Below are 22,888 nucleotides of genomic sequence, written 5' to 3'. Positions count from 1 at the left end.
TGCTCTCCTTCACTCCAGCATGCCCTTGCCGTGGCCCAGGGCGGATTGCATCGTTCGAACCACGACAAAGGCGTTGCGCAGGTGGCTACGCTCGAAATCCGAAAGTTGGGACGGGGCCAGGTAGTTGTCAGGCTTTTCGCCCGCGCGAATCTGGGCCGCCTGGTGGTTCAGCCGGGTCTGCGCGATCAGGTCATAGGCCGCAAGCAGATCCCGCCCTCCCGCGGGCGAAACGATTCCCGCATCGATGGCCTCGAGCAGCCGGGCACGGGTATTGACCGGACGCAGACGCCCCTTCAAGGCATAGATCCGCGCCAGATCGACGACCGGAACGACACCCGAATGCTTCATGTCGATCGTGTTGCGGTGCTCGCCCGAGCGGATCGTGGCAAAGCCGCGGATCAGGCCAAGCGGCGGCGTGTGCTTCAACGCATTCGAGATCATGTGCGCAACGAAGATCGAGTTGCGCGACGCAGCCTCGAGCGTCTCGGCCTGCAACCCCTCGAACAGCGCGGCGTCGCCGCCGATGGGGCGCAGGTCGAACATGACGCTGGCCAGCATCTGGGCCTCGGTACTGGGGGTCGCGATCCAACCCATGAAATAGTCGCGCCAGACCCGCACCGGCTGTCGCCAGCGCGGATTGGTGGCCATCATGTCGCCCGGGCAAAAGACATAGCCGCAGGCATTCAGACCATCGCTGACGAAGCGGGCCAGCCGCTCATACCAAGCCATGTCCTTGGCCGTGACCGAGTCGTCGATCATCAGGCAGTTGTCCTGATCCGAAACTCCGGTCTGTTCCTGCCGCCCCTGGCTGCCGCAGGCGAGCCACAGATAGGGTGCCGGAGGCGGTCCCAGCTCGGCCTCGGCCATGGATATCAACCTGCGGGTCACGGCATCGGCGATGTCGGTGATCAGGCGCGTCGTGATCTCGTGCGCGGTCTGCGCGCCGACCAGCTGGCGCAACAGTTGCGGGATGCGCGCGGTCGCCGTCCGCATCTGGTCGATCGTGTCGGCGCGCGCAATGTCGCGGATCAGGCTGGCCGAAGTGATGGCCTGCTGGCGCGTCAGATCCGTCTGGGTCACGATGCCGATCATCCGCCCATCGCGGACCACGGGCACATGACCGATGCGGCGCTCCAGCATCAGATGCAGGATATCCGTGCCCAGCGCCGTTGGCGGCAGGGCAACGGGATCGGGTGTCATCACCTGCGCGACCGGGATGTCCGATGGCCGCCCCTCGGCCACGACACGATTGGAGAGATCACGGGTCGTCACGATCCCCACAAGCCTGCCCTGCCGATCCGTGACGCCAAGGCACGAGATCTTGCGGTCCCGCATCTGACGCGCGGCCTCGGCCGCGCTGGCTTCGGGCGCACAGGTCGCCGGGTCTGGCGTCATCAGCTCGGCGATGCTGCGCGTGGCCAGATCGGGACCGCGCGGCTCGCCGCCTCCGCCACGGTCGAAGAAGCGCGCAAAGGCGGGGCTTTCCCTGACAAGCCGGTGGAATTCACGGGCAGGCAGAACCAGAAGCCGCGTCGGCGCCGTGGTCCGCGCGGTGGTGGCAGCGCGCCCATCGCGCAGCAATCCGCGTTCGCCAAACGAGTTCCGCGGCCCGAGTATCGAAACCAGCGCGCCGTTTGAATCGAGAATCTCGACCTGACCGCTTTCGATCAGGAACAGGCCTTCGAGCGCCTCGCCGATTTCATAGACCAGTGTGCCCGGCGGCAGTTCCCTGCGGCCGAAGGAGCTGGCGACACGCGCCAGCTCATCCTGCGGCAGGGCATCATAGGGATGGACCGATTGCAGGAACGTCTGAACTGCAGCTGTTTCGGTATTCAAGCCAGCCTCCCCGGTCCTGCAGGTTGGCGCGCCCCGGTCGGGGACGCGCCATTTTCAGATTGACGATCAGTGCGCCGTGGCCGCGCCCGCCCCTTTCGGGATGCGGATCGATTCGACCAGTTCCTGGATCTCCTCCGGCGGCTCCTCGGTCGCGTTCGACACGACATAGGCGACGATGAAGTTGATCAGGGCGCCAATCGAGCCAAACGACGTCGACTTGATCGACAGCAGCAGCGGATCGCTGTCGCTGAAGCTGTTCGTGCCCGGCAGGAAGAACCATCCCTTGTGCAGGAAGATGTAGACCAGCGTCACGATCAGACCGGCCAGCATGCCCGCAACCGCGCCCTTGTTGTTGATGCGCTTCACGAAGATGCCCATCATCAGCGCGGGGAACAGCGATGCCGCGGCGATACCAAAGGCCAGGGCAACCGTCTGGGCCGCGAAGCCCGGCGGGTTCAGACCCAGATAGGTGGCAACCGCGATCGCAACGGCCATCGAGATGCGCGCCGCCAACAGCTCGCCCCGTTCCGAGATGTTCGGATTGAGCTGGCCCTTGATCAGGTCATGCGAGATCGCCGACGAGATCGCAAGCAGCAGGCCCGCAGCCGTGGACAGCGCCGCCGCCAGACCACCGGCCGCGACAAGGGCGATGACCCAGCCCGGCAGGTTGGCGATTTCCGGGTTGGCCAGAACCATGATGTCGCGGTTGACCGTCAGCTCGTTGGCGTCCGCATCGGCGACATACTGGATGCGGCCGTCACCGTTCTTGTCCTCGAACTTCAGCAGGCCGGTCTTTTCCCAGTTGCGCACCCAGTCAAGGTTTTCGTTGCTCTGGATGTCGGACAGGGCCACGGCTTCGCCCGTCGTCCCGTTCGGATAGAACGTGGCGATCAGGTTCATCCGCGCCATCGCGCCCACGGCCGGGGCCGTCAGGTACAGAAGCGCGATGAAGACCAGCGCCCAGCCGGCCGAGTAACGCGCGTCGGCGACCTTGGGAACCGTGAAGAAGCGAACGATGACGTGCGGCAGACCCGCGGTACCGATCATCAGCGACACGGTGAACAGGAACATGTTCAGGGTCGTGTCATGCTGTTCGGTATACGACTGGAAGCCCAGATCGGCCAGCATGCCGTTCAGCGTGGTCAGAACCGGTTCGCCGGTCGCCTTGGCTTCCGAGAACAAGCCCAGCGCCGGGATCGGATTGCCCGTCAGCTGCAGCGAGATGAACACCGCCGGGATCGTGTAGGCGATGATCAGCACGACATATTGCGCCACCTGCGTATAGGTGATGCCCTTCATGCCGCCCAGAACGGCATACAGGAACACGATGCCCGCGCCAATATACAGGCCGGTCGCGTTGTCCACCTCGAGGAAGCGAGAGAAGGCAACCCCGACGCCCGTCATCTGGCCGATGACGTAGGTGACCGAGGCGACGATCAGGCAGACAACAGCCACCATGCGCGCCGTCGGCGAATAGAAGCGGTCGCCGATGAATTCGGGCACGGTGTACTTGCCGAACTTGCGCAGATAGGGCGCAAGCATCAGCGCCAGCAGCACGTAGCCGCCCGTCCAGCCCATCAGATAGGCCGAGGCGTCATAGCCCAGGAAGGCGATGAGACCGGCCATCGAGATGAACGACGCGGCCGACATCCAGTCGGCAGCGGTCGCCATGCCGTTCGTGATCGGGTGAACGCCGCGACCCGCGGCATAGAATTCACTGGTCGATCCGGCGCGGGCCCAGATGGCGATCCCGATATACAGCAGGAAGGTCGCGCCGACGACGATCAGGTTAAGTGTGAACTGGTCCATGATCGTATCCTCACTCTTCCACGCCGTATTCCCGGTCGAGCTTGTTCATGCGCGCGGCATAGAAAAAGATCAGTACCAGGAAGACGAGAATGGAGCCCTGCTGGGCAAACCAGAATCCAAGATCGGTACCGCCAACGGCGATCCCCGAAAGCATGGGGCGAAGCAGAATGCCGAATCCGAACGACACCAGCGCCCAGATGATCAGGCAAAGCCTGATCAGGCGTATGTTGGCGGCCCAATAGGCATTGGACGAAGATTTGTCCGCCATGTGTTTACTCCCTGAGTTCCCTCGTTATCCGTTCCCTCCCCGGTTCATCCGGGAAGGGTCCTCCCCTCTCAGGCCGAAACGCGCGAGACGATCCGGGCCAGCTGCTGCGAAACCGCCGCGATGGACCCCATCGCGTCGACCCGCTCCAGCACGCCCAGATCGTCGTAATGCGCGATCAGCGGCGCCGTCTGCGCGTGATAGGCCGACAGCCTTTCGCGCGCAGTCTCGGCGTTGTCGTCGGCACGTCGCGTGAACTCGGTGCCGCCGCACTTGTCGCAGACGCCCGGCCGGGCGGTCTGCTTGTGTCTGTCGTGATAGCCCTCGCCGCATGCCGCACAGGTGAAGCGCCCCGCCACGCGGTCGATCATCGCCTCGTCATCGACCTCGAGCGCGATCGCGGCCGACACGGTCTGACCGTTTTCGGCCAGCAGATCGTCAAGCGCCGCGGCCTGGGCGGCCGTGCGCGGGAAGCCATCCAGAATGACACCGGCCCGGATGTCGGGCTGGCGCATGCGTTCCTTCAGGATGCCAAGGACGATTTCGTCGCTGACCAGGCCGCCGGCCTCCATCACCGATCTTGCGGCCAGACCGGCGGGCGTCCCCGCGGCCACGGCTGCGCGCAGCATGTCCCCGGTGGACAATTGCACCAGGCCAAAGGCTTCGGTCAGCATCCGCGCCTGGGTGCCCTTGCCCGCACCGGGCGGGCCCAGAAGGATGAAGACGGCGGGTCTGGTCACGACGTCCTCCATCCGTTCAGCCCTTGTTCATCCGGTTGGCGATCAGATCGTCGACCACGGCCGGATCGGCCAGCGTCGAGGTATCGCCCAGGCTGCCATAATCATTCTCGGCGATCTTGCGCAGGATGCGGCGCATGATCTTGCCCGAACGGGTCTTGGGCAGGCCGGGCGCGAACTGGATCAGGTCGGGCGAGGCGATCGGACCGATCTCCTGACGGACCCATTTCACCAGCTCCTTGCGCAACTCGTCGCTGGGCTCGACGCCCGCCATCAGCGTCACATAGGCATATATGCCCTGCCCCTTGACCGGATGCGGATAGCCCACGACCGCGGCCTCGGCGACCTTTTCGTGCGCGACCAGCGCGCTTTCGATCTCGGCCGTGCCCATGCGGTGGCCCGAGACGTTGATGACGTCGTCCACGCGGCCCGTGATCCAGTAATAGCCGTCCTCGTCGCGGCGGCAGCCATCACCGGTGAAGTAATAGCCCTTGTACTGCTGGAAATAGGTGTCCTGGAAGCGCTGATGGTCGCCCCAGACGGTGCGCATCTGACCCGGCCAGCTGTCGGCAATGGCCAGAACGCCCTCGACCCCGTTGCCTTCGATGACGGCTCCGCTCTGCGGATCCAGGACGACGGGCTTGACCCCGAAGAAGGGCAGCGTGGCCGATCCGGGCTTGGCCTCGATCGCCCCGGGCAGCGACGTGATCATGTGACCGCCGGTTTCCGTCTGCCACCAGGTATCCACGATCGGGCAGCGACCTTTCCCGACATGCTTGTCGTACCATGCCCAGGCCTCGGGGTTGATGGGCTCACCCACCGTGCCCAGCACGCGCAGGCTGGAAAGGTCGTATTTCTCGACCCATTCCGACCCCTGCCCCATCAGGGCGCGAATGGCGGTCGGGGCGGTGTAGAACTGGTTGACCTTGTACTTTTCACACACCGCCCAGAACCGCCCCGGGTCGGGCCAGGTGGGCACGCCTTCGAACATCAGCGTGGTCGCACCGTTGGCCAGCGGCCCATAGACGATATAGCTGTGGCCCGTGACCCAGCCGACATCGGCCGTGCACCAGAAGATGTCGCCGTCCCGATAGTCGAATGTCAGCTGATGCGTCATCGAGGCATAGACGAGATATCCGCCCGAAGTATGCACCACGCCCTTGGGCTTGCCGGTCGAACCCGAGGTATACAGGATGAACAACGGATCCTCGGCATTCATCGGCTCGGGCGGGCAATCGGGCGAGGCGGCTTCCATCTCGGCCAGAAGGTCGAAATCGCGGCCCTCGATCCAGGTGGTCTGATCGCCGGTATGCTTCACGACAAGGCACTTCACCTTGTCGTCGCAATGCAGCAGCGCGGCGTCGGTATTCGACTTCAGCGGCGTGCGGCGCCCGCCCCGCGGCGCGGTGTCGGCGGTAATCACGAGCTTGGCGTCGCAGTCGTTGATCCGGTTGGCCAGCGCGTCGGGCGAGAAGCCGCCGAAGACGACCGAATGGATCGCGCCGATCCGGGCACAGGCCAGCATGGCGAACGCGGCCTCGGGGATCATTGGAAGGTACAGGACCACCCGATCCCCCTTGGCAACGCCGTGGGCCTTCAGCACATTGGCCATGCGCGCCACCTTGTCGGCCAATTCGCGATAGGTGATCCGGCGTTCGGGCGCGTTCGGATCGTCCGGCTCCCAGATGATGGCGACCTGATCGCCGCGCTTTTCCAGATGCCGGTCGATGCAGTTCGCCGCAACGTTCAGCACACCATCTTCGTACCACCGGATCGAGACCTTGCCGTATTCGAAGGTCGTGTTCTTGACCTTGGTATAGGGCTTGATCCAGTCGAGCCGCTTGCCTTCCTCAGCCCAGAAGGTCTCGGGATCGCGGATCGAGGCGGCATAGCGCTCGGCATAGATCTGCGGTGTCACATGCGCGTTCTCGAAGCCCGGCGGGATGGGACGCTTCGCCGTAGCCTGAATGTCGCTGCCTGCCTTGGCCCCCATGAGAACTCCTCCATCCTTTTCGCATTGCAACAGATCCACACCACCGGACTGGCCGTGGTCGAGAGGCATTCTAATTCACCTGTTTAGGTTTGTGTAACATATTTTATTCAAAGGATTTTTCTGTTAATTTATTCACAGAATATCGGATCATGTTGTAAATTTTTGCGGGCGGAAACGAAACTTACTGAACTTTATCAATCGGTTGAGTGTTGACGCCCCAGACCGTGAAAATCGTAGCACGACGGACCGATGCCGGCACCCATCGGCTGCGATCCGTGACAAGGCGAATCGCACCTCCCAGCCGTTAGCGATCACACGGGAAAGTGATTCGTGACGTTGCGACACGCACGTCACGGTGATGATGATTGCCCCGAACGGCGGCGCGCCGAATTGCTTGAAACCGCCGCGCCTGCGGGCCATTCAGGCAAGACAGGATCACGACCCATGACCCGGCAACCAAAACTTGTCCAGCCCGCGAACGACGCCGCGCGCAAGCTTGCCCGCGACCTGCTGCGCAAGAGCTGCAGCGCCGCCATCGCGGTACCCGCACCGGATGCCGGGCCGCCCCTCATCGCCCGCATCGCGTTCGGGCTGACATGGGACGGACTGCCAATGACCCTGGTTTCGGGCCTGTCACAGCATGGCCGTGCGCTTGCGCGTGACCCGCGTGCGTCCTTGCTGATCGGCGATCCCGGATCGAAAGGCGACCCTTTGACCCATCCACGGCTCAGCCTTCGGACCCATGCCGAAATCATCTCGCCGCAAGACGCTGCGCGTCACGAAATGCGCGCCCACTGGCTGCGATCTCATCCGAAATCGAAGCTGTATGTCGATTTCCCGGACTTTCGCTTCGCCATTTTGCGGCCCCTTGATGCGTTCCTGAATGCAGGCTTCGGGAAAGCCTATGAACTTTCGCCCGAAGACCTTAAACTCACGGATGATTGAACGGCCCGAACCGTCGCTTGGCGCGGGCAAGGGGAAAGGGGTTTCGGCGCTTGGGCATGACGTCAGCGGTCCGCCTGCAGGAGGAAATTGCGCGCCAGCGGCAACGCCTGAATGCCGACCTTGTCCCACGACAGATTGGCGTGGCGCTCAGCTGCCTGCTCTTTCTTGCCTTCGTGCCGTTCTGGTACGTATTCCTGATCTACCTGATCAGCGTCGGCAGCGAGATCATCCAGCGGCGCTATCTTCGCATCTGCGAAGCACAGCCGACATGGCGCAACCGGGCCCTTGTTCTGCTGAATTCGGCCATCGCCATTGCTGCCTACAGTTCGGTGGCCCTGGTTCTATGGAAATTCGACGACCCGATGGCGCGCTTTGTCGGCACGCTTGCCCCGATCGGAGCCTTGCTGAACATTTCGGTGATGCGGGCGATCCATTTGCCGCTCGGCATCGCCAGCGCCCTTCCCGCCGCGCTCGCACTGCTTGCACTCCCCGCGCAAGAGCTTCTGATCTACGGGCTTACCATTCCCGGCCTTGTGGCCATGGGGGCCGCCGGAACGCTGGTGGCATATTTCCTGTCTGCGCTGATCCAGAACCACCGCAGCCATGCCGCATTGCTGAACGCACTTGCCGAGGCACGCGCAGCGGGCGAAGCCAAGACCCGCTTTCTTTCGACCATGAGCCACGAAATCCGAACGCCGCTGAATGCACTCAGCGGCCATAGCGATCTACTCATGTCCGAAACCCACCCCGATCAGGTCAAGGATCACGCGCGGCAGATCGCATCAGCCTCCATGCAGATCCATCAAATGCTGGAAACGGCTCTGGATCTGTCTCTGCTTACCGACGGCACGCTGTCGTTCAGGCCGGCCACGACGGCAATTCACAAGGAAATCCGCTCGGCGCCCATCAATCGGGATCCATCTCACCCGACAAGGGTCACGGTAGAAATCGCCCCTGACGTGCCGGAATACGGACGACTGGATCCTGCCCTGCTGCGCCGATCCATCGCGCATATCTGCGCCCTCGTGGCCGACCCCTTGATGGCTGCGGAAATCCGTCTGCGTTGCACGATTTCCCCCTCGACGCCTGAGCGGCTCATCATCACGGCGACCGGCACGCCCGCGGCCACGCGGGATGACCCCCGGGAGAACGGCAGAAACGACATTTTCGTCGACCTCGCCTCCGGACTCGCCGAACGCATGGGCGGGCGGCTAGTCCTGATGCGCGCGCCCAATGGCGGGCGCGTCGCCCGGCTTGAACTTCCTTTCGTGCCCTTGCCCGACCCGCCGGCCGGGGGCGCGGAATCCGTATACGGGACGCTCAGGGCACTCGTCGTCGATGACATTCCATCCAACCGTTTCGTCCTGTGCCAATTGCTGCGATCCCTGCGGATCGACACGATCGAGGCCAAGGACGGCAATGACGCGCTGGAATGGCTGAATGCCGAACCGTTCGACGTCGTCCTGCTCGACATAAACATGCCCGGCATGGACGGAACCGAGACACTGAAGAAGATCCGCGAAACCGACGCCGCGTGGTCGAAGATTCCCGTCATCGCGATCACGGCCGACTCGGTCACCTGGCAACGGGATCTTTACCTTTCCATGGGCTTTGACGGCTATCTCACCAAGCCGCTCGAGAGGCGGCTGCTCTGGGCCGAAATCCTGGCCACCGTGCCGCCGCCCCCGCCCCTGTGACACCGCCTAGTGCGGCTGGTCCATGCGGATTGCCACCCGCACCGTGCCCTTCGACGCCGCCAGCCAGTTCAGCGTGACCTGCTGCTTGCCCGCCCCCTGCTCGACCTCGACATAGGGCATGTCCGACCGACGTTCGTTCGAAGCCCCCGTGATCTTGCCCATCGGGACGATCGATTCAACCACGCGCGCCCAGCCCCCAAAGGGCAGATAGCTCCCGGCATCGATCACCCAGGTGGTCGCCGCGCTTGCCTGCACGTGTTCGTGCAGGACGGGGTTCGCCACGACCTGATCGACGCCGGTAAAGGTGTTGCCTTCGAAACGAATGTTGCGCATGCGCGAATTGTCCAGAACGGCAAAGGTCGTGTCCACCTTTTCGATCCGGTCCACACGCCCGTTATAGGCCTTGAAGGCATTCGACGTCACCGCCAGAGACTGGATGAAATGGCCAGCACCATATGGCTTGACCACGATCCAGCTGAACCATGGCGCGACATCCGAAACCGTAAAGACATTGCCCGTGATCGTCAGCCCGCCGAAAGAATACTGGTTTGCAAAGTCCGGATCGGCCTCGTGCTCGTTGGTCCATTCGACAAAGGCGTTGTCGATCGAATTCCCCGTGATCGCGGTCCGCAGATCCGTGCCGATCAGGACCAGCCCCGCCAGCCGCACACCCTGCGTCTGACTGTCGGCCTGGAAGAAATGGTTGCCCGAGATCACGTGCCCAGCGCCGGACAATACGCCGAAATGGCGGAAATTCAGCGCCCGACAATCGCGGATCTTCGCGTCGTTGCCATTCACGTTGAAGCCGATCGATTGACGATCCTGCGCGTTCAGCTGCCCCTCGGCCGAAATGAACTGGCAGCGGTCGATCATGATGCCCTGGCATCCACGTCCGATCGACGTGATTCCCCGATGCGAAGGATTGGCGATGAAGCTGTCCCGGATCTGAAACACGATTCCGGCCGGGGCCAGCATGATGCCGCTCGCGACGCCGCCACACTGGATATCCACATCTTCCAGAACCATCTGCGACAACGACTGGAACCCGCTGAAATCCAGAACATACTTGAATCGCGTGAACGTATAGACCTGCGTTCCCGCGGCACCGTAAAGCGGCTTGGACAGGGTCACCGTTCCGGCGCCCACGTTCACATCCGTCACATAGACCTCACGACCCACGCCCACGCCTTCCACCAGCGCCCCGACAGGGATGTTGGCCGCATTCACCACGTTCGTCAGCATGGTCGGCGCGCTGGTCGAATAGCTCGCCTGCGATTTCACGACCACCGGATCCCAGGCCGGACCCGGAATGACATTGAACTGGCCATTGCGGATCACCCGGCGCGAGGCAAATGTCGTCTTGTTGTTCACCGCGGCCTGCATGTCGATGGGCGCGGTCACCTCGATGCGCCGACCCTTCAGGTCCAGCGAATCGTGGTCCGACCAGTTCAAAAGGGCCTGGAATGCCTTGCGGAACCCCAGCTCCTCATCTCCAAAGGCATCGGCATAGGTTGGCAGATCGAAACTGCGCGTCAGAGACAGGCGCCGGTTGTCGGGCATCACGACGCGGCCTTCGAAGCGTACCGGCGCCTCCATCGTGACACTCGCATCTAGGAAATAGGTCCCGGCCGGCACCAGCACGCTGCCACCCCGCGCAACCGCGGCTGCATCCGCAGCATCGAATGCCGCCGAATCGTCCGTGACCCCGTCGCCGACCGCGCCGTAGTCGCGCACATCGACCCAGTCCATCATCTCGCGCAGGAAGACCGAGGTGATGTCCTCGATCTCGATATCGTCGACCCGTACCACACCACCATTCGGCCCCGTCAGATCAAGGCCGAAATGTCCATAGATCGCCCCCGTGCCCCACGCCATGTCCACACCCGGGCGCGATCCGGTGCCGACGATCGCCTCGACCGTCTCGACCTTGCCATAGGACGACAACGTCACCGCCGGTCCGACCTCGACCACACCGGCAACATGCGTATCTCCCGCACCCCCGGCCCAGCCCGCGATGCGCACGGTGGGCAGGTTGCCACTCATCGCCTTCACCCGCGCCCGGATCCGCAAATAGCAGCCGGGCAGGATCGGCGTCTGCCCCATATAGCGCAGCCTCGTCGTATCGCTCAGCTTCTGCAACTCCAGGCACGACCCGAAATCCTGATCCGCCGTCACGATCGCGGCATTGGCTGCGCCCTGCCATGTGGGCGATCCAGCGGATCCGTCACCGCTCGACCAGACATCCAGCCCGGCCTCGAAAGCCGGCGGCATGAAGATCAGACCATCCGTGATCGCCTTGTTCATGTGTGCGCCCTCTTGTTGCCTTCGGCCCCGCGCCGCGCCCCGCAGGCTCACGCCCGCCACGATGGGCGGCACATCAAAGCCTCAAGTCGGGATGTCGGCGCACTGGACGGGCCATCGCGGCCATCCATAGCGCAAGGGAACGAACAAAAGCCTGATCGGGCGCGCGCAGCTCCGTCCAAAACGCAACGGGCGCCGCCCTTGCCGGCAGCGCCCTCATGAAAATCCACGCTCCAAATCGACCTCAGCCCTTGGCCAATTCTCCCGCCAAGGCACGCTCGATCAGATTCACGGTCTCGTCGATGCCATAGAGCGCAATGAAACCGCCAAACCGCGGCCCTTCGCTCGCCCCCAACAGGACTTCATAAAGTGCCTTGAACCAGTCGCGCAGCGGCTCGAAACCGTGCTCCTTGCCCACGGCAAAAACCATCGACTGCAGCTCCTCGGCATCCAGCCCGCCTTGCCATGCCTTCAAACGGCCTAGCAGATCCTCGATCGCCGCGCGCTCTTTGTCGTCAGGCTGGCGGTAGACACGCAATGGCGCGATATGATCGCGGAAATAGCGCACAGCATATTCCGCCGCCTGGTCCAGCTGCGGGTTCTTCTCCGGGCTCGCGTCGGGCGCATAGCGACGAATGAAGCCCCACAGGCCGTCCTTGTCGGCCGCCCCGGCAACCGATGCAAGGTTCAGCAGCATGGAATAGGACACGACCATGTCGGACGCCGGCGGCTTCCCATTGTGGATATGCCAGACCGGATTGGCCAATTGTTGCTCCACCCCCTGGTGGGGGAACGCGCGCAGCTGCTGATGATACTCGTCCATCGCCTTGGGGATCACGCCCCACCACAGACGCTTGGCCGTCTTGGGCTTCTGATACATGAAATAGCCCAGCGACTCGCTCGAGGCATAGGTCAACCACTCGTCGATGGTCAGCCCGTTGCCCTTCGATTTCGAGATCTTCTGGCCATGCTCGTCCAGGAACAGCTCATAGATGAAATGCTCTGGCGGACGCGCGCCAAGTACACGACAGATGCCATCGTAAATGGGCGTGTTCGTCGAATGATCCTTGCCATACATTTCGAAATCGACGCCCAGCGCGGCCCAGCGCGCGCCGAAGTCCGGCTTCCACTGCAGCTTCACATGCCCGCCGGTCACCGGCAGCGTCCATTCGCGGCCGTCTTCGTCCTCGAAGGTCACCTCGCCGCGCTTGCCGTCCACGTGCTTCATTGGCACGTACAGAACACGCCCCGTCTCCGGATGGATCGGAAGAAAACATGAATAGGTCTTCTGCCTCTCCTCGCGCAGCGAAGGCAGCATGATCTTCATGATCTCGTCATACTTCTCGGCGCAACGCAGCAGGATCTCGTCGAACCGGCCCGACTTGTAAAAGTCCGTCGCGCTGATGAATTCATACTCGAACCCGAACGTGTCCAGGAACCGCCGCAGCATCGCGTTGTTGTGATGGCCAAAGCTCTCGTATTCCCCGAACGGGTCGGGCACGCTGGTCAGCGGGCGCTGAAGATGCTCGGTCAGCATCTCCTGGTTCGGCACGTTGTCGGGAACCTTGCGCATTCCGTCCATGTCGTCCGAAAAGCAGATCAGCCTGGTCGGGATGTCCGAAATGACCTCGAATGCCCGCCGGATCATCGTCGTGCGCTGCACTTCCCCGAACGTTCCGATATGCGGCAATCCCGATGGGCCGTAGCCGGTTTCAAACAGCACATATCCCTTTTCAGGCGGCGCCTTTTCATAGCGCTTGAGCAACCGGCGCGCTTCCTCGAAGGGCCAGGCTTTGGATTTCAACGCTGCGTCGCGCAAGGAGGTCATGGCTGAATCTTCCTGAAATTCGCGGCATTCCGGGCCGCAACCTCGGTGTCCTATTGAACGCCGCACGGATCGTCAATAATTTGACCCGCGAACAATACAGGAAGCGACTTGTGACACATACCCTTGCCAGCTTTTCCCCGCAGGACGCACTGGTCGCCATCATGGTGACGGTCTCGATCTCCGACGAAACCATCCGCACGTCGGAACTCGTCGCGATCGAACGCCAGGTAAACCACCTGCCGATCTTCGCCGATTACGACATGGATTCGGTCCGCGAGGTCGCGGCAACCGTCTATCGCCTGATGGAAGACGAAGACGGGCTCGATACGCTTTTCGCCATGGTGCGCGACGCGCTGCCCGAACCGCTTTGGGAAACGGCCTATGCCGTGGCATGTGACATCGCCGCTGCGGATGGCGCCGTGCGCCAGGCCGAACTTCGGCTGCTGGAAGAAATCCGGCACGAGTTGCAGATCGACCGACTGCATGCAGCCGCGATCGAATGGGGCGCCCGCGTGCGCCACCTCACGCTCGACGCGGTTCAGGACGCATAGACAGCGATCCAGCGCGCAAGCGCCTCTTGCTGCATGCGCCGCGCACGGCCCAGCCAGGCACGCCCCCCGGGCGGGCGCTCTTTTTGGGCGTCAGGCACCGCGTCGCGCCGGGCGACATCGCCACTGAAGATTGCAAAGGCCATGTCGCGACCATCGCCATTGATGTAACCCGCAAGGGCCGAGACAAAATTCAAGGTACCAGTCTTTGCCCGGATATCGGCGCGTCCGACGATGGCCCCCGCCGTCGTTTCAGGATCAGGCTTCACCGGCTTCAGCAGATCGCGCAGGTTCGCATCCGGACCAAGCCGCGTCAGAACCCGCACCATCTCGTCCGCCGAGATTCGCGACGCTCCGGACAACCCGGAATGATCCACGAACCGCGCGATACTCAGCCCAGCGGCATCACGCACCCAATCGGTCATCTTTCGGGCCGATTCAACGTGGCTCGTCGCTCCAAGACGGGCCGAAGCAGCCATCCCCACCGCCTCGGCCGTGATGTTGGTTGAATATCTCAGCATCCCGCGCAACACGTCCCGCAACGTCGCGCTCTGGACCTCTGCCACGTTCCGACCCTGCGGCCGCTCGGCGACCACGCGCGGCCGCGGCAGATCGATCCCCTTCGCCCGAGCCAGGGTCCACAGAACATCCCCCGCGTACAGATCCGGGCGCCGCACCGGCAGCCATCGGCTGCCCGCACGGCCCAGAGCGGCGCGCGCCACACTCCATTCCTCGGCCTGTGCGTCAGCGTCGCGCGCATAGACAGGCTGCTCGCGTTCGACAACACGCATGCGCGCCGACCGCACGGGCGGTGAAAACCGCCTGTCCCTTGCCTCCAGCGCGACCTCATAACCTGCCTTCACCTTTTTCCAGGCAAAGTGCACACGGTTGAAATTCAGGTTCAGTCCGCTCACCGCGGGGTTGTAGCCCAGCCACTCGGGCTGCGTGGGGTCCAGGGCCTCGACAAATGGCAGGGCGCCGGCCCAAACAAGCAACGCGCCGTCCACCCCCGTGATGCCACGTCCCGCCATCTGTTCGACCAGATCCGCCAGACCGTCGGTCGTCAACGTCGGATCGCCCCCTCCCGCAAGAACGACATCCCCCCTGACACGGCCATTCGAAATCGGCCCGGTGACGATCAACTGCGTCGCAAAGCGATATTCCGCCCCCAGCTGCGCAAGCGCGTAGAGCGCCGTCACGACCTTTGCGGTCGAGGCCGGCGGCATCGGGGTCTCGGCGCCCAGGGATTCCAGCATTCCACCCGATGACAGATCCACAAGAGCGAACCCCACCCTGCCACCAAGGTCGGCCCGGGCGACGATTTCCGACAGCTGCGGGACATTCGCCCCCAGGAATCCAGGCCGCACCGGCGGCCGTGGCGAGCGCGCCGGCGCTTCCGCCCATGCCGGCAACGCCGTGCTTGCAGCCATTCCCATCAACAAAGTCCGGCGTGACAGCATGATGTCGCGCGACCTCCCTCGACCAACAGTGCCGCGCGCGCCGCACCAAGGCAATCCCTAGGCCACCCACTCGCCCCGTTCCCGGATCTCGGTCGATGAAATCGGCTTCATCGGCACGTTCAGAAAACACCAGGCCGGCGGCGTCATGTCAGGCAGCATCTTCGCCGCAAAAGACGGCAGACGATAACGCGCGTATTCATCCGCGGCCCGCGCCCCGCGTGCTGCCATCCGCGCGCCCGGGCGCGCGAACACGCCGATGGGCACATTTCGCATGATCCACTCCCAGTCCTTCCATTCATGGAACTGGACCAGGTTGTCGGCCCCCATCAGCCATACGAACCGGACGCCGGGATACAGCGCCTTCAGCTGCCGCAATGTCTGCGCCGTGTATCGCGTGCCCAGCCTCAGCTCGATATCGGTGACATCGACGCGCGGGTGGGCCATCACCCGCCGCGCGCGCGACATCCGCTCGGTCATCGGCGCCGGCCCTCTCTGCTTCAGGGGGTTGCCGGGCGACACCAACCACCAGACCCGGTCCAGACCCAGCCGGCGCAGCGCCTCGCGCGTGATATGTGCGTGCCCCTCATGCGCGGGGTCGAACGACCCTCCGAGAAGGCCGATCTTCATGCCCGGCCAGGCCAAGGGGAATCCCTGCACTTTCTCGCTCCGTTTCGCCTTGCCGGCATGCCGCTTGCCTTCGCGCCGTTGTCCCCGCCGCGCGCGCCCATGTCAACGCCCGCCCTGCAACCGTTGCGCCCGACCGCCCGCAAGGCTAGAACGCGACAAACCCGAACTCATCGTGGCAGGCTCGAACATGGCTTCCTATCAATATGTCTATCACATGGATGGGGTCTCCAAGACCTATCCCGGCGGCAAGAAATGCTTTGAGAACATCTCGCTCAACTTCCTTCCCGGTGTGAAGATCGGCGTTGTCGGCGTCAACGGCGCGGGCAAATCGACGCTGCTGCGCATCATGGCCGGCATCGACAAGGACTTTACCGGCGAAGCCTGGGCGGCCAAGGGTGTCCGCGTCGGCTATCTGCCGCAAGAACCCGAACTCGACCCGGACCTGAACGTGCGCGGCAACGTGATGGAAGGCGTCAAGGCCAAGCAGGCCAAGCTGGATCGCTACAACGAACTGGCCATGAACTACTCGGACGAAACGGCCGAGGAAATGGCCCGCCTGCAGGACGAGATCGACGCCGAAAACCTGTGGGATCTGGACAGCCAGATCGACGTGGCGATGGAAGCCCTGCGCTGCCCGCCCGACGACGCGATGCCGGACCAGCTGTCGGGCGGGGAAAAGCGCCGCGTGGCCCTGTGCAAGCTGCTTCTCGAAGCACCCGACATGCTGCTGCTGGACGAACCGACGAACCATCTGGACGCAGAAACCGTCGCCTGGCTGCAAAAGCACCTGATCGAATACAAGGGCACCTGCCTGATCGTCACACATGACCGCTATTTCCTGGACGATATCACGGGCTGGATCCTCGAACTGGATCGCGGCCGGGGCATTCCGTATGAAGGCAATTATTCTGCCTGGCTTGAACAGAAGGCCAAGCGGCTGGAGCAGGAAGCGCGCGAAGACCGCTCGCGCCAGAAGATCCTCGAACGCGAACTGGAATGGATCCGGGCCGGCGCAAAGGCACGGCAGGCCAAGTCCAAGGCGCGCATCCAGGCCTATGAACAGCTTGCCAGCCAGTCGGAACGCGAAAAGCTGACCCGTGCCCAGATCATCATCCCGAACGGTCCGCGCCTTGGGAACAAGGTCATCGACGTCGAAGGCCTGACCAAGCACATGGGCGACAAGCTGTTGATCGAAGATCTTTCCTTCAGCCTGCCGCCGGGCGGAATCGTCGGCGTGATCGGCCCGAACGGCGCGGGCAAGACCACGCTGTTCCGCATGCTGACCGGGCAGGTTCAGCCCGATGCAGGCACGATCAGCTATGGCGACACGGTTGTCCTGTCCTATGTCGACCAGACGCGCGACGCATTGGACCCGGAAAAGACCGTCTGGGAAGAAATCTCGGGCGGGGCCGAGCTGATCCAGCTCGGCGATGTCACCATGAACAGCCGCGCCTATTGCTCGGCCTTCAACTTCCGTGGCGGCGACCAGCAGAAGAAGGTGGGCCTTCTGTCTGGCGGCGAACGCAACCGCGTTCACATGGCCAAGCTTCTGAAATCGGGCGGCAACGTTCTGCTGCTCGACGAGCCGACAAACGACCTCGACGTCGAAACGCTGCAGGCGCTCGAAGCCGCGCTGGAAGACTTCGCCGGCTGCGCCGTCATCATCAGCCACGATCGCTTCTTCCTCGACCGCCTGTGTACCCACATTCTTGCCTTCGAAGGCGAGGGCCACGTCGAATGGTTCGAGGGCAACTTCGAGGCCTATGAACAGGACAAGATCCGCCGTCTTGGCCCCGACGCGGTGGAACCCAAGCGCGTGAAATACAAGAAGTTCACCCGCTGACCTGACACGACAGCCAGGACGGGCGGCCATCGGTCGCCCGCCCGGGGAGCCTGGCGTTCAGGCCCCGCCCATCCGCGCCCGATTGTGCATCAGGCGCCAGGCCTCCAGCAAGATCAGCGGTGTGCAGTACAGGATCGCATCCACCAGATGATCGGTGGTCATGATCCAATGCACAAAGGTCAGGACCGCGGCGGGATACACCCAGCGCTGCAACCTCTTCCAACCCGGCCCCAACCGGCGGACCGACTGGTCGTTCGACGTGATTGCCAGCCCGACCATGATCGCGAAGGCAATCCATCCGGTCAGGATCTCGGGCCGTTTGAACGACCGGATCAGCGCGCCCATGTTCGCATTCACCAACCAGAACAACAGGTGCAACACGGCGTAACCGAAACTGGCCACACCGAAATAGCGCCGACGCTTCCGAAGCCAGGGCAGAGGACCAAACAGCATCTGCAATGGCGTGACCGCCATTGTCACGATCAGCAGCCAGCACGACAGGATCCCCGTCCAGGGAACGAACGCGACCTTTCCCGGCCACAGGCCGATCCGCGCCAGGACGAACCACACGGCCGGCAAGGCAAGTAGTGTCCAGAGTATCCGAGTATCGTCGATCAGGCGGTCGCTTCGCGTGGTCATGGCCCTACTCCGCTGCCAGGGACGGCGTCGCCCCGGCTTCCGCGTCGTCTTTCCTTGGGACTTCGAACTCCTCGTGATACGAGCGCTCGACATTCACGTTCCACACGTCAAGCTTCTCGCCCAGGATATTTCGCGCCGCATACATGGCCGACAGCATCGAATGGTCCTGGTTGTTGTAGCGGTGCAGACCATTTCGACCCGCGGTCTGAAAGTTCTCGAGGCTATCGATCCATTCCTCGATCACATCCAGCGCCGCGCGATATTCGGAATCATAGACAGGATAGGCCTTGGGCTGCCTGATGACCGCGGCATCGATGACATCGCTTGCGCGCGCCAGCCCCAGATGCTCCAGCTCACGCGATGCCAGCTCGCGCAGATCGGCGTCCGACATCGACCACAAGCCATCGTCTTGCTGACAGAAATACTCCATACCGATGGATGCCGTGTCCTGATCGGGCAGCATCTCCCTGGACCAGGCACGGAAGTTCTGGATACGCCCCACCTTCACATCGGGTTCATGGATGTAGATCCAGTTGTCCTTGAACGGGTCCGGATGATCCAGCACCAGCGTCACGATCAGGAAGTCGCGGTATTTCAGCTTGTCCGCGGCCGCGATCACCTCGGGCGGCGGCGGCGGGTCAAAGGCGTGGATCAGATCGCGCAAAGCCATCGAGTTGACGAAATGCTCGCCCTCGACATGCTCGATCACGGGCTCGCGCCCATCCTCGAACCAGTGTTTCACTTCGATCGATGTCACGCGGCTGCCCGCGCGATTGACCCGAACGACCTCTGATCGCAGATGGACCTCTCCGCCCTTCTGCCTGACGATGTCGGCGGTTCGTTCCCACATCATGCCTGGACCAAGGCGCGGATACTTGAATTCCTCGATCAGCGAAGCCGTATCGTTTGCGCCTGAAAGCGCATTCCAAACCGCCTTGAACAGCGACAGATTCTTGATCCGCTGCGCGGCCCAGTCCGCGCGTATCTCGCGCGGGCTGATACCCCAGACCTTCTTGGTGTAGCTGCGGAAGAAATGCATGTACAACCGGCCACCAAAGCGGTTGATGACCCATTCCTCGAAATTCTCTTCCTTCCGGTAGGGACGTACCTGCCACTTGAAGTAGGACAGCAGGATCCGGGTGGATTCGTAGGGTCCGATATTGATCAGGGCGTTGATCAGCTTCAGCGGATAGTCAAAGAACTTGCCGCGATAATAGATACGCGACAACCGGGGCACGGTGATGAAATCGTCGCCCAATACCTCGTGCCACATGCTCTCGACTTCGGGCACCTTGGTAAAGAACCGGTGTCCACCAATGTCGAAGCGATATCCGTTGTTCGTCTCCGTGCGCGAGATGCCACCGACCAGCCGCCCGGCCTCGAACACGACGGGCTTGTGGCGATCGCTTCGCTTCAGCAGCTCATATGCCGCCGTCAGTCCGGCAGGCCCGCCGCCGATGACGACAACCTTGCTCGGGTCAACCTTGTTCATGAAAATCACCACCGTTCCCGAAAATGTCTGGATCGAAAATACACCCACCGCGCAGTGTAGCGCACGACGACGCCCGGACCAATCGGCGCGCATGCCGCGAAGCCGTCAGGCCACATGATTTCCCGCCTGGCGGGACTTTTCGATGTGCAGAAGCCCGCGGCATGGCGTGATGCGGGGCCGCCCTTGCTGGTCTGGATTGCACGGCGTGAACATGGCACACGCATGGCATGTGCGCCCGATTCGAAATGCGCGCCGATTGCAGTACGTTTTCCATCCCGTTCACCGCCATCACACCTTTACCAGCCGTCCTCGCTCGGGACGCAGCCCCATCGCCTCCAGGACATTGCGGGAGTCCAGGATCAGCCGCGCATGTCGTGCAACGCATCGATAGTCGGCATTCGTGTGGTCCGTGGCGATCAGGACGGCGTCGCAGGTCGCCAGCACGTCCTCATCCAGTGTCTGTGACTGCCGGCCCGCCAGATCCGGATGATCGCGCGTCACCGGCATGACAGGAAAGAACGGGTCGTGATACAGGCATCGGGCGCCCATGGCCTCCAGTCGCTTCAGGATCGCCAGGGCCGGACTTTCGCGCGTATCCTCGACATCCTTCTTGTAGGCAATGCCCATGATCAGGATGCGCGCATCCTTCATCTTGACCCCGTCACGCGCAAGCTCGACGGCGATGCGCCCGGCGATCAGGTCCGGGGCCTCGTCATTGTTCTTTCGCGCAAGATCGATGATCGGCACGGCCGAGCCGACATCGCGCGCGCGCCACGACAGATAGACGGGCGAAACGGGGATGCAATCGCCACCTATGCCGGGTCCGGGATAGAAGGGCATGAAGCCGAAGGGCTTGGTCGCCGCCGCGCGGATCACTTCCCAGACATCGACCCCCATCGCCTGCAGCGCGACCTTCAGCTCATTGACCAGGGCGATGTTCACCGTCCGAAAGCTGTTTTCGACCAGCTTGACGGCCTCGGCCGTTGCCGATGACCCAACCGGCACGGTTCTTGTCACGACCTGTGCATAGAACAGATCAGCCAAGTCCAGGGAACGCGCGTCATCGGCCCCCACGACCTTGGGGATCGCGCGCGTCGAAAAGCGATCATTGCCCGGATCTTCGCGCTCGGGCGAAAAGGCCAGAAAGAAGTCGTCGCCCGCACGCAGACCGCCTGCCTCCAGAACCGGGCGCAAGACCATGGTCGTCGCGCCGGGCCACACCGTGCTTTCCAGAACGATCAGTTGCCCGGGCCGCAGGTGGCGCGCGATCGTCTCGGCCGCACCCAGGACATGGGAAAGATCAGGCGCGCGCGTATCTGACAGCGGCGTCGGAACGCAGATGACGACCACATCGGCCTCATCCAGCACCGCCTCGTCACAGCTGGCCGCGAAACGCCCCGACAGAACCGCATTTCGGATGCGATCCTTCGCGAAATAGGAAATGACCTGCCGACCCGCGTTGATCGCCGCAACGCGATCCGCGTTCAGATCCAGCCCTGTGACGGGAAATCCCTCTTCGCTCAGCGTAAGCGCCAGAGGCAGCCCCACATAGCCCAGCCCCACCGTGACTACCTTGGCCTGCCGCGACTGGATACGGTCCCTCAGCGTCGCAGAGAGCGAAAACACATTGGTCATCAAAAACCATCCCAAGAATGCAAACATGGCAGACCCGAAAAATGGGGCCTCACCCACCAACACCGTTGACGACTTTGCCACACAGTCCGCTGCGCGGCAATGAATATGGCATGAGTCGGGCAAATCGTGCACACTCAGGACACAATCCTTGCCCTGCTTGCACTCTGGTCACCCGGCGCACAGCATGGATGACCGCACGCCCAGCCCGTGCTAGCATCACCGCATTGTTGTAACGGGTATTTTCAGACGAGGCGTTATGAAGATCTTGATTACGGGCGGCGCCGGCTTCATCGGCTCCCATCTGGCCGAGCGGCTGATCCGCGAAGGCCATGACGTCACCGCGCTTGACGATCTGTCAACCGGCCGGCGCGAAAATCTGGTGTCGATCGCGGCGCATCCGCGGTTCAGGCTTGTCGAAGGCTCGGTTCTGGATACCGATCTGGTCGAAGATCTGGTCGATGCCTGCGACCTGGTCTTTCACCTTGCCGCGGCGGTCGGCGTCAAGCTGATCATGGAGCAGCCGTCGCGCTCGATCCTGACGAATGTCGGCGGGACCGAAGCGGTCCTCAAGGCCGCCTTGCGCGATCGCAAGCCGGTCTTCGTTGCCTCGACCTCCGAGGTCTATGGCAAATCCACCCGCCTGCCCTTCCACGAAGACGACGATCTGGTGATCGGCGCGACGCGCAACCTGCGTTGGTCCTATGCGTCGGCCAAGCAGATCGACGAATTTCTTGCGCTGGCCTTTGCCCGCGAAGCCGACCTTCCCGTCGTGATCCTGCGATTCTTCAATACGACTGGGCCTCGCCAAACGGGGCGTTACGGTATGGTGGTTCCGAATTTCGTTCAGGCCGCGCTGGAGGATCGCCCCCTGACGGTACATGGCGATGGCCAGCAATCGCGCTGCTTCGGCCATGTCGCGGACGTGGTCGAGGCACTCGTGCGACTGATGGACTGCGACGCCGCGCGCGGACGGGTCTTCAACATCGGCAACGATCAGGAAGTCACCATTCGCGCGCTGGCCGAAAGGATCATCGCGATGACCGGCTCGAACGCGCCGATCATCCATGTTCCTTATGAAAGCGTCTATCCCGAAGGCTTCGAAGACATGGCCCGCCGCATCCCCGATGTCTCGCGGCTGGAACAGACCATCGGGTTCCGTCCGCGCCGGGGGCTGGATGAGATCATCGCCGATATCGTCGCCGAAAAGCGCGCCCGGATGGCGGCCTGAGCCCG

The 22,888-nt window shown here is 62.9% G+C and carries 17 protein-coding genes; 5 read left to right on the top strand and 12 right to left on the bottom strand.

From position 1 onward, the window contains the following. Window positions 1-9: 9 nt before the first annotated feature. The 5 genes from LV82_RS13945 to acs form a co-directional block, all read right to left on the bottom strand. Window positions 10-1,836, bottom strand: a complete 1,827-nt coding sequence (locus LV82_RS13945) for a DUF294 nucleotidyltransferase-like domain-containing protein (protein WP_104072700.1) — start codon at window positions 1,834-1,836, stop codon at window positions 10-12. Between the two features lie 66 nt (window positions 1,837-1,902). Further along, a complete protein-coding gene (locus tag LV82_RS13940; RefSeq protein ID WP_104072699.1) occupies window positions 1,903-3,645 on the bottom strand; it encodes a sodium:solute symporter family protein in 1,743 nt (580 codons plus the stop codon). Between the two features lie 10 nt (window positions 3,646-3,655). After that, on the bottom strand, window positions 3,656-3,913 hold the full coding sequence (locus LV82_RS13935; RefSeq protein WP_104072697.1) for a DUF4212 domain-containing protein: 258 nt from the start codon (window positions 3,911-3,913) through the stop codon (window positions 3,656-3,658). A gap of 68 nt (window positions 3,914-3,981) precedes the next feature. Continuing rightward, window positions 3,982-4,662 carry an adenylate kinase gene (locus tag LV82_RS13930; protein ID WP_104072695.1) on the bottom strand — a complete coding sequence of 227 codons (681 nt, stop codon included), beginning with the start codon at window positions 4,660-4,662 and terminating at the stop codon, window positions 3,982-3,984. Between the two features lie 4 nt (window positions 4,663-4,666). After that, window positions 4,667-6,640 (bottom strand): acetate--CoA ligase, encoded by a 1,974-nt coding sequence (gene acs, locus LV82_RS13925; RefSeq protein ID WP_104072693.1) that lies wholly within the window; start codon window positions 6,638-6,640, stop codon window positions 4,667-4,669. 444 nt (window positions 6,641-7,084) lie between these two features. On the opposite strand from acs, the gene LV82_RS13920 reads away from it, so the two are divergent. Together LV82_RS13920 and LV82_RS13915 are read left to right on the top strand one after the other, a co-directional pair. Beyond that, window positions 7,085-7,585: a HugZ family pyridoxamine 5'-phosphate oxidase gene (locus LV82_RS13920; RefSeq protein WP_104072691.1), complete on the top strand. Its 501-nt coding sequence runs from the start codon at window positions 7,085-7,087 to the stop codon at window positions 7,583-7,585. Window positions 7,586-7,641: 56 nt separating this feature from the next. Then, complete coding sequence (locus tag LV82_RS13915) at window positions 7,642-9,282, top strand: response regulator (RefSeq protein WP_104072690.1); 1,641 nt, start codon at window positions 7,642-7,644, stop codon at window positions 9,280-9,282. Between the two features lie 6 nt (window positions 9,283-9,288). On the opposite strand, the gene LV82_RS13910 is transcribed toward LV82_RS13915, so the two are convergent. Together LV82_RS13910 and LV82_RS13905 are read right to left on the bottom strand one after the other, a co-directional pair. Then, window positions 9,289-11,586 carry a glycosyl hydrolase family 28-related protein gene (locus LV82_RS13910; RefSeq protein WP_104072688.1) on the bottom strand — a complete coding sequence of 766 codons (2,298 nt, stop codon included), beginning with the start codon at window positions 11,584-11,586 and terminating at the stop codon, window positions 9,289-9,291. A gap of 241 nt (window positions 11,587-11,827) precedes the next feature. Beyond that, window positions 11,828-13,411, bottom strand: a complete 1,584-nt coding sequence (locus LV82_RS13905) for a lysine--tRNA ligase (RefSeq protein WP_104072687.1) — start codon at window positions 13,409-13,411, stop codon at window positions 11,828-11,830. Window positions 13,412-13,521: 110 nt separating this feature from the next. Between LV82_RS13905 and LV82_RS13900 the strand changes: the two genes are divergently transcribed. Then, a complete protein-coding gene (locus tag LV82_RS13900; RefSeq protein WP_104072732.1) occupies window positions 13,522-13,962 on the top strand; it encodes a tellurite resistance TerB family protein in 441 nt (146 codons plus the stop codon). Here the strand turns inward: LV82_RS13900 and dacB are convergent. Both dacB and LV82_RS13890 read right to left on the bottom strand, forming a co-directional pair. After that, window positions 13,950-15,389, bottom strand: coding sequence for a D-alanyl-D-alanine carboxypeptidase/D-alanyl-D-alanine endopeptidase (dacB, locus tag LV82_RS13895; protein WP_245873173.1), 1,440 nt, complete (start codon window positions 15,387-15,389; stop codon window positions 13,950-13,952). The genes LV82_RS13900 and dacB overlap by 13 nt on opposite strands. Before the next feature lie 87 nt (window positions 15,390-15,476). After that, the gene (locus LV82_RS13890; protein WP_281259920.1) at window positions 15,477-16,076 is read right to left on the bottom strand and encodes a nicotinate-nucleotide adenylyltransferase; all 600 of its coding nucleotides are present in this window, start codon (window positions 16,074-16,076) and stop codon (window positions 15,477-15,479) included. Window positions 16,077-16,233: 157 nt separating this feature from the next. On the opposite strand from LV82_RS13890, the gene ettA reads away from it, so the two are divergent. After that, entirely contained in the window at window positions 16,234-17,889 is a 1,656-nt protein-coding gene (gene ettA, locus LV82_RS13885; protein ID WP_104072685.1) for an energy-dependent translational throttle protein EttA, read from the top strand. Window positions 17,890-17,946: 57 nt separating this feature from the next. Here the strand turns inward: ettA and LV82_RS13880 are convergent, their stop codons facing one another. From LV82_RS13880 to LV82_RS13870, 3 genes are all read right to left on the bottom strand, one after another. Further along, window positions 17,947-18,528, bottom strand: coding sequence for a protein-methionine-sulfoxide reductase heme-binding subunit MsrQ (locus LV82_RS13880; protein WP_170063456.1), 582 nt, complete (start codon window positions 18,526-18,528; stop codon window positions 17,947-17,949). 4 nt (window positions 18,529-18,532) lie between these two features. After that, window positions 18,533-20,020, bottom strand: coding sequence for an NAD(P)/FAD-dependent oxidoreductase (locus LV82_RS13875; protein ID WP_104072727.1), 1,488 nt, complete (start codon window positions 20,018-20,020; stop codon window positions 18,533-18,535). Window positions 20,021-20,308: 288 nt separating this feature from the next. Further along, window positions 20,309-21,655, bottom strand: coding sequence for a nucleotide sugar dehydrogenase (locus LV82_RS13870; protein WP_104072725.1), 1,347 nt, complete (start codon window positions 21,653-21,655; stop codon window positions 20,309-20,311). A gap of 256 nt (window positions 21,656-21,911) precedes the next feature. On the opposite strand from LV82_RS13870, the gene LV82_RS13865 reads away from it, so the two are divergent. Then, window positions 21,912-22,883 carry an NAD-dependent epimerase/dehydratase family protein gene (locus LV82_RS13865; protein ID WP_104072681.1) on the top strand — a complete coding sequence of 324 codons (972 nt, stop codon included), beginning with the start codon at window positions 21,912-21,914 and terminating at the stop codon, window positions 22,881-22,883. The last annotated feature ends 5 nt before the right edge of the window (window positions 22,884-22,888 follow it).

Source organism: Albidovulum inexpectatum (assembly GCF_002927635.1).
Classification (GTDB): Bacteria; Pseudomonadota; Alphaproteobacteria; order Rhodobacterales; family Rhodobacteraceae; genus Albidovulum; species Albidovulum inexpectatum.
The sequence above is the reverse complement of the archived record's forward strand: the minus strand, read 5'-3'. Positions and strand labels throughout refer to the sequence as shown.

Bases quoted from the DNA above. Each gene is read 5' to 3' on its own strand.
- LV82_RS13940 (WP_104072699.1), bottom strand. From the start codon at position 3,645: ATGGACCAGTTCACACTTAACCTGATCGTCGTCGGCGCGACCTTCCTG.
- LV82_RS13935 (WP_104072697.1), bottom strand. From the start codon at position 3,913: ATGGCGGACAAATCTTCGTCCAATGCCTATTGGGCCGCCAACATACGC.
- LV82_RS13930 (WP_104072695.1), bottom strand. From the start codon at position 4,662: ATGGAGGACGTCGTGACCAGACCCGCCGTCTTCATCCTTCTGGGCCCG.
- acs (WP_104072693.1), bottom strand. From the start codon at position 6,640: ATGGGGGCCAAGGCAGGCAGCGACATTCAGGCTACGGCGAAGCGTCCC.
- LV82_RS13920 (WP_104072691.1), top strand. From the start codon at position 7,085: ATGACCCGGCAACCAAAACTTGTCCAGCCCGCGAACGACGCCGCGCGC.
- LV82_RS13915 (WP_104072690.1), top strand. From the start codon at position 7,642: ATGACGTCAGCGGTCCGCCTGCAGGAGGAAATTGCGCGCCAGCGGCAA.
- LV82_RS13910 (WP_104072688.1), bottom strand. From the start codon at position 11,586: ATGAACAAGGCGATCACGGATGGTCTGATCTTCATGCCGCCGGCTTTC.
- LV82_RS13905 (WP_104072687.1), bottom strand. From the start codon at position 13,411: ATGACCTCCTTGCGCGACGCAGCGTTGAAATCCAAAGCCTGGCCCTTC.
- dacB (WP_245873173.1), bottom strand. From the start codon at position 15,389: ATGGCTGCAAGCACGGCGTTGCCGGCATGGGCGGAAGCGCCGGCGCGC.
- ettA (WP_104072685.1), top strand. From the start codon at position 16,234: ATGGCTTCCTATCAATATGTCTATCACATGGATGGGGTCTCCAAGACC.
- LV82_RS13880 (WP_170063456.1), bottom strand. From the start codon at position 18,528: ATGACCACGCGAAGCGACCGCCTGATCGACGATACTCGGATACTCTGG.
- LV82_RS13875 (WP_104072727.1), bottom strand. From the start codon at position 20,020: ATGAACAAGGTTGACCCGAGCAAGGTTGTCGTCATCGGCGGCGGGCCT.
- LV82_RS13870 (WP_104072725.1), bottom strand. From the start codon at position 21,655: ATGACCAATGTGTTTTCGCTCTCTGCGACGCTGAGGGACCGTATCCAG.
- LV82_RS13865 (WP_104072681.1), top strand. From the start codon at position 21,912: ATGAAGATCTTGATTACGGGCGGCGCCGGCTTCATCGGCTCCCATCTG.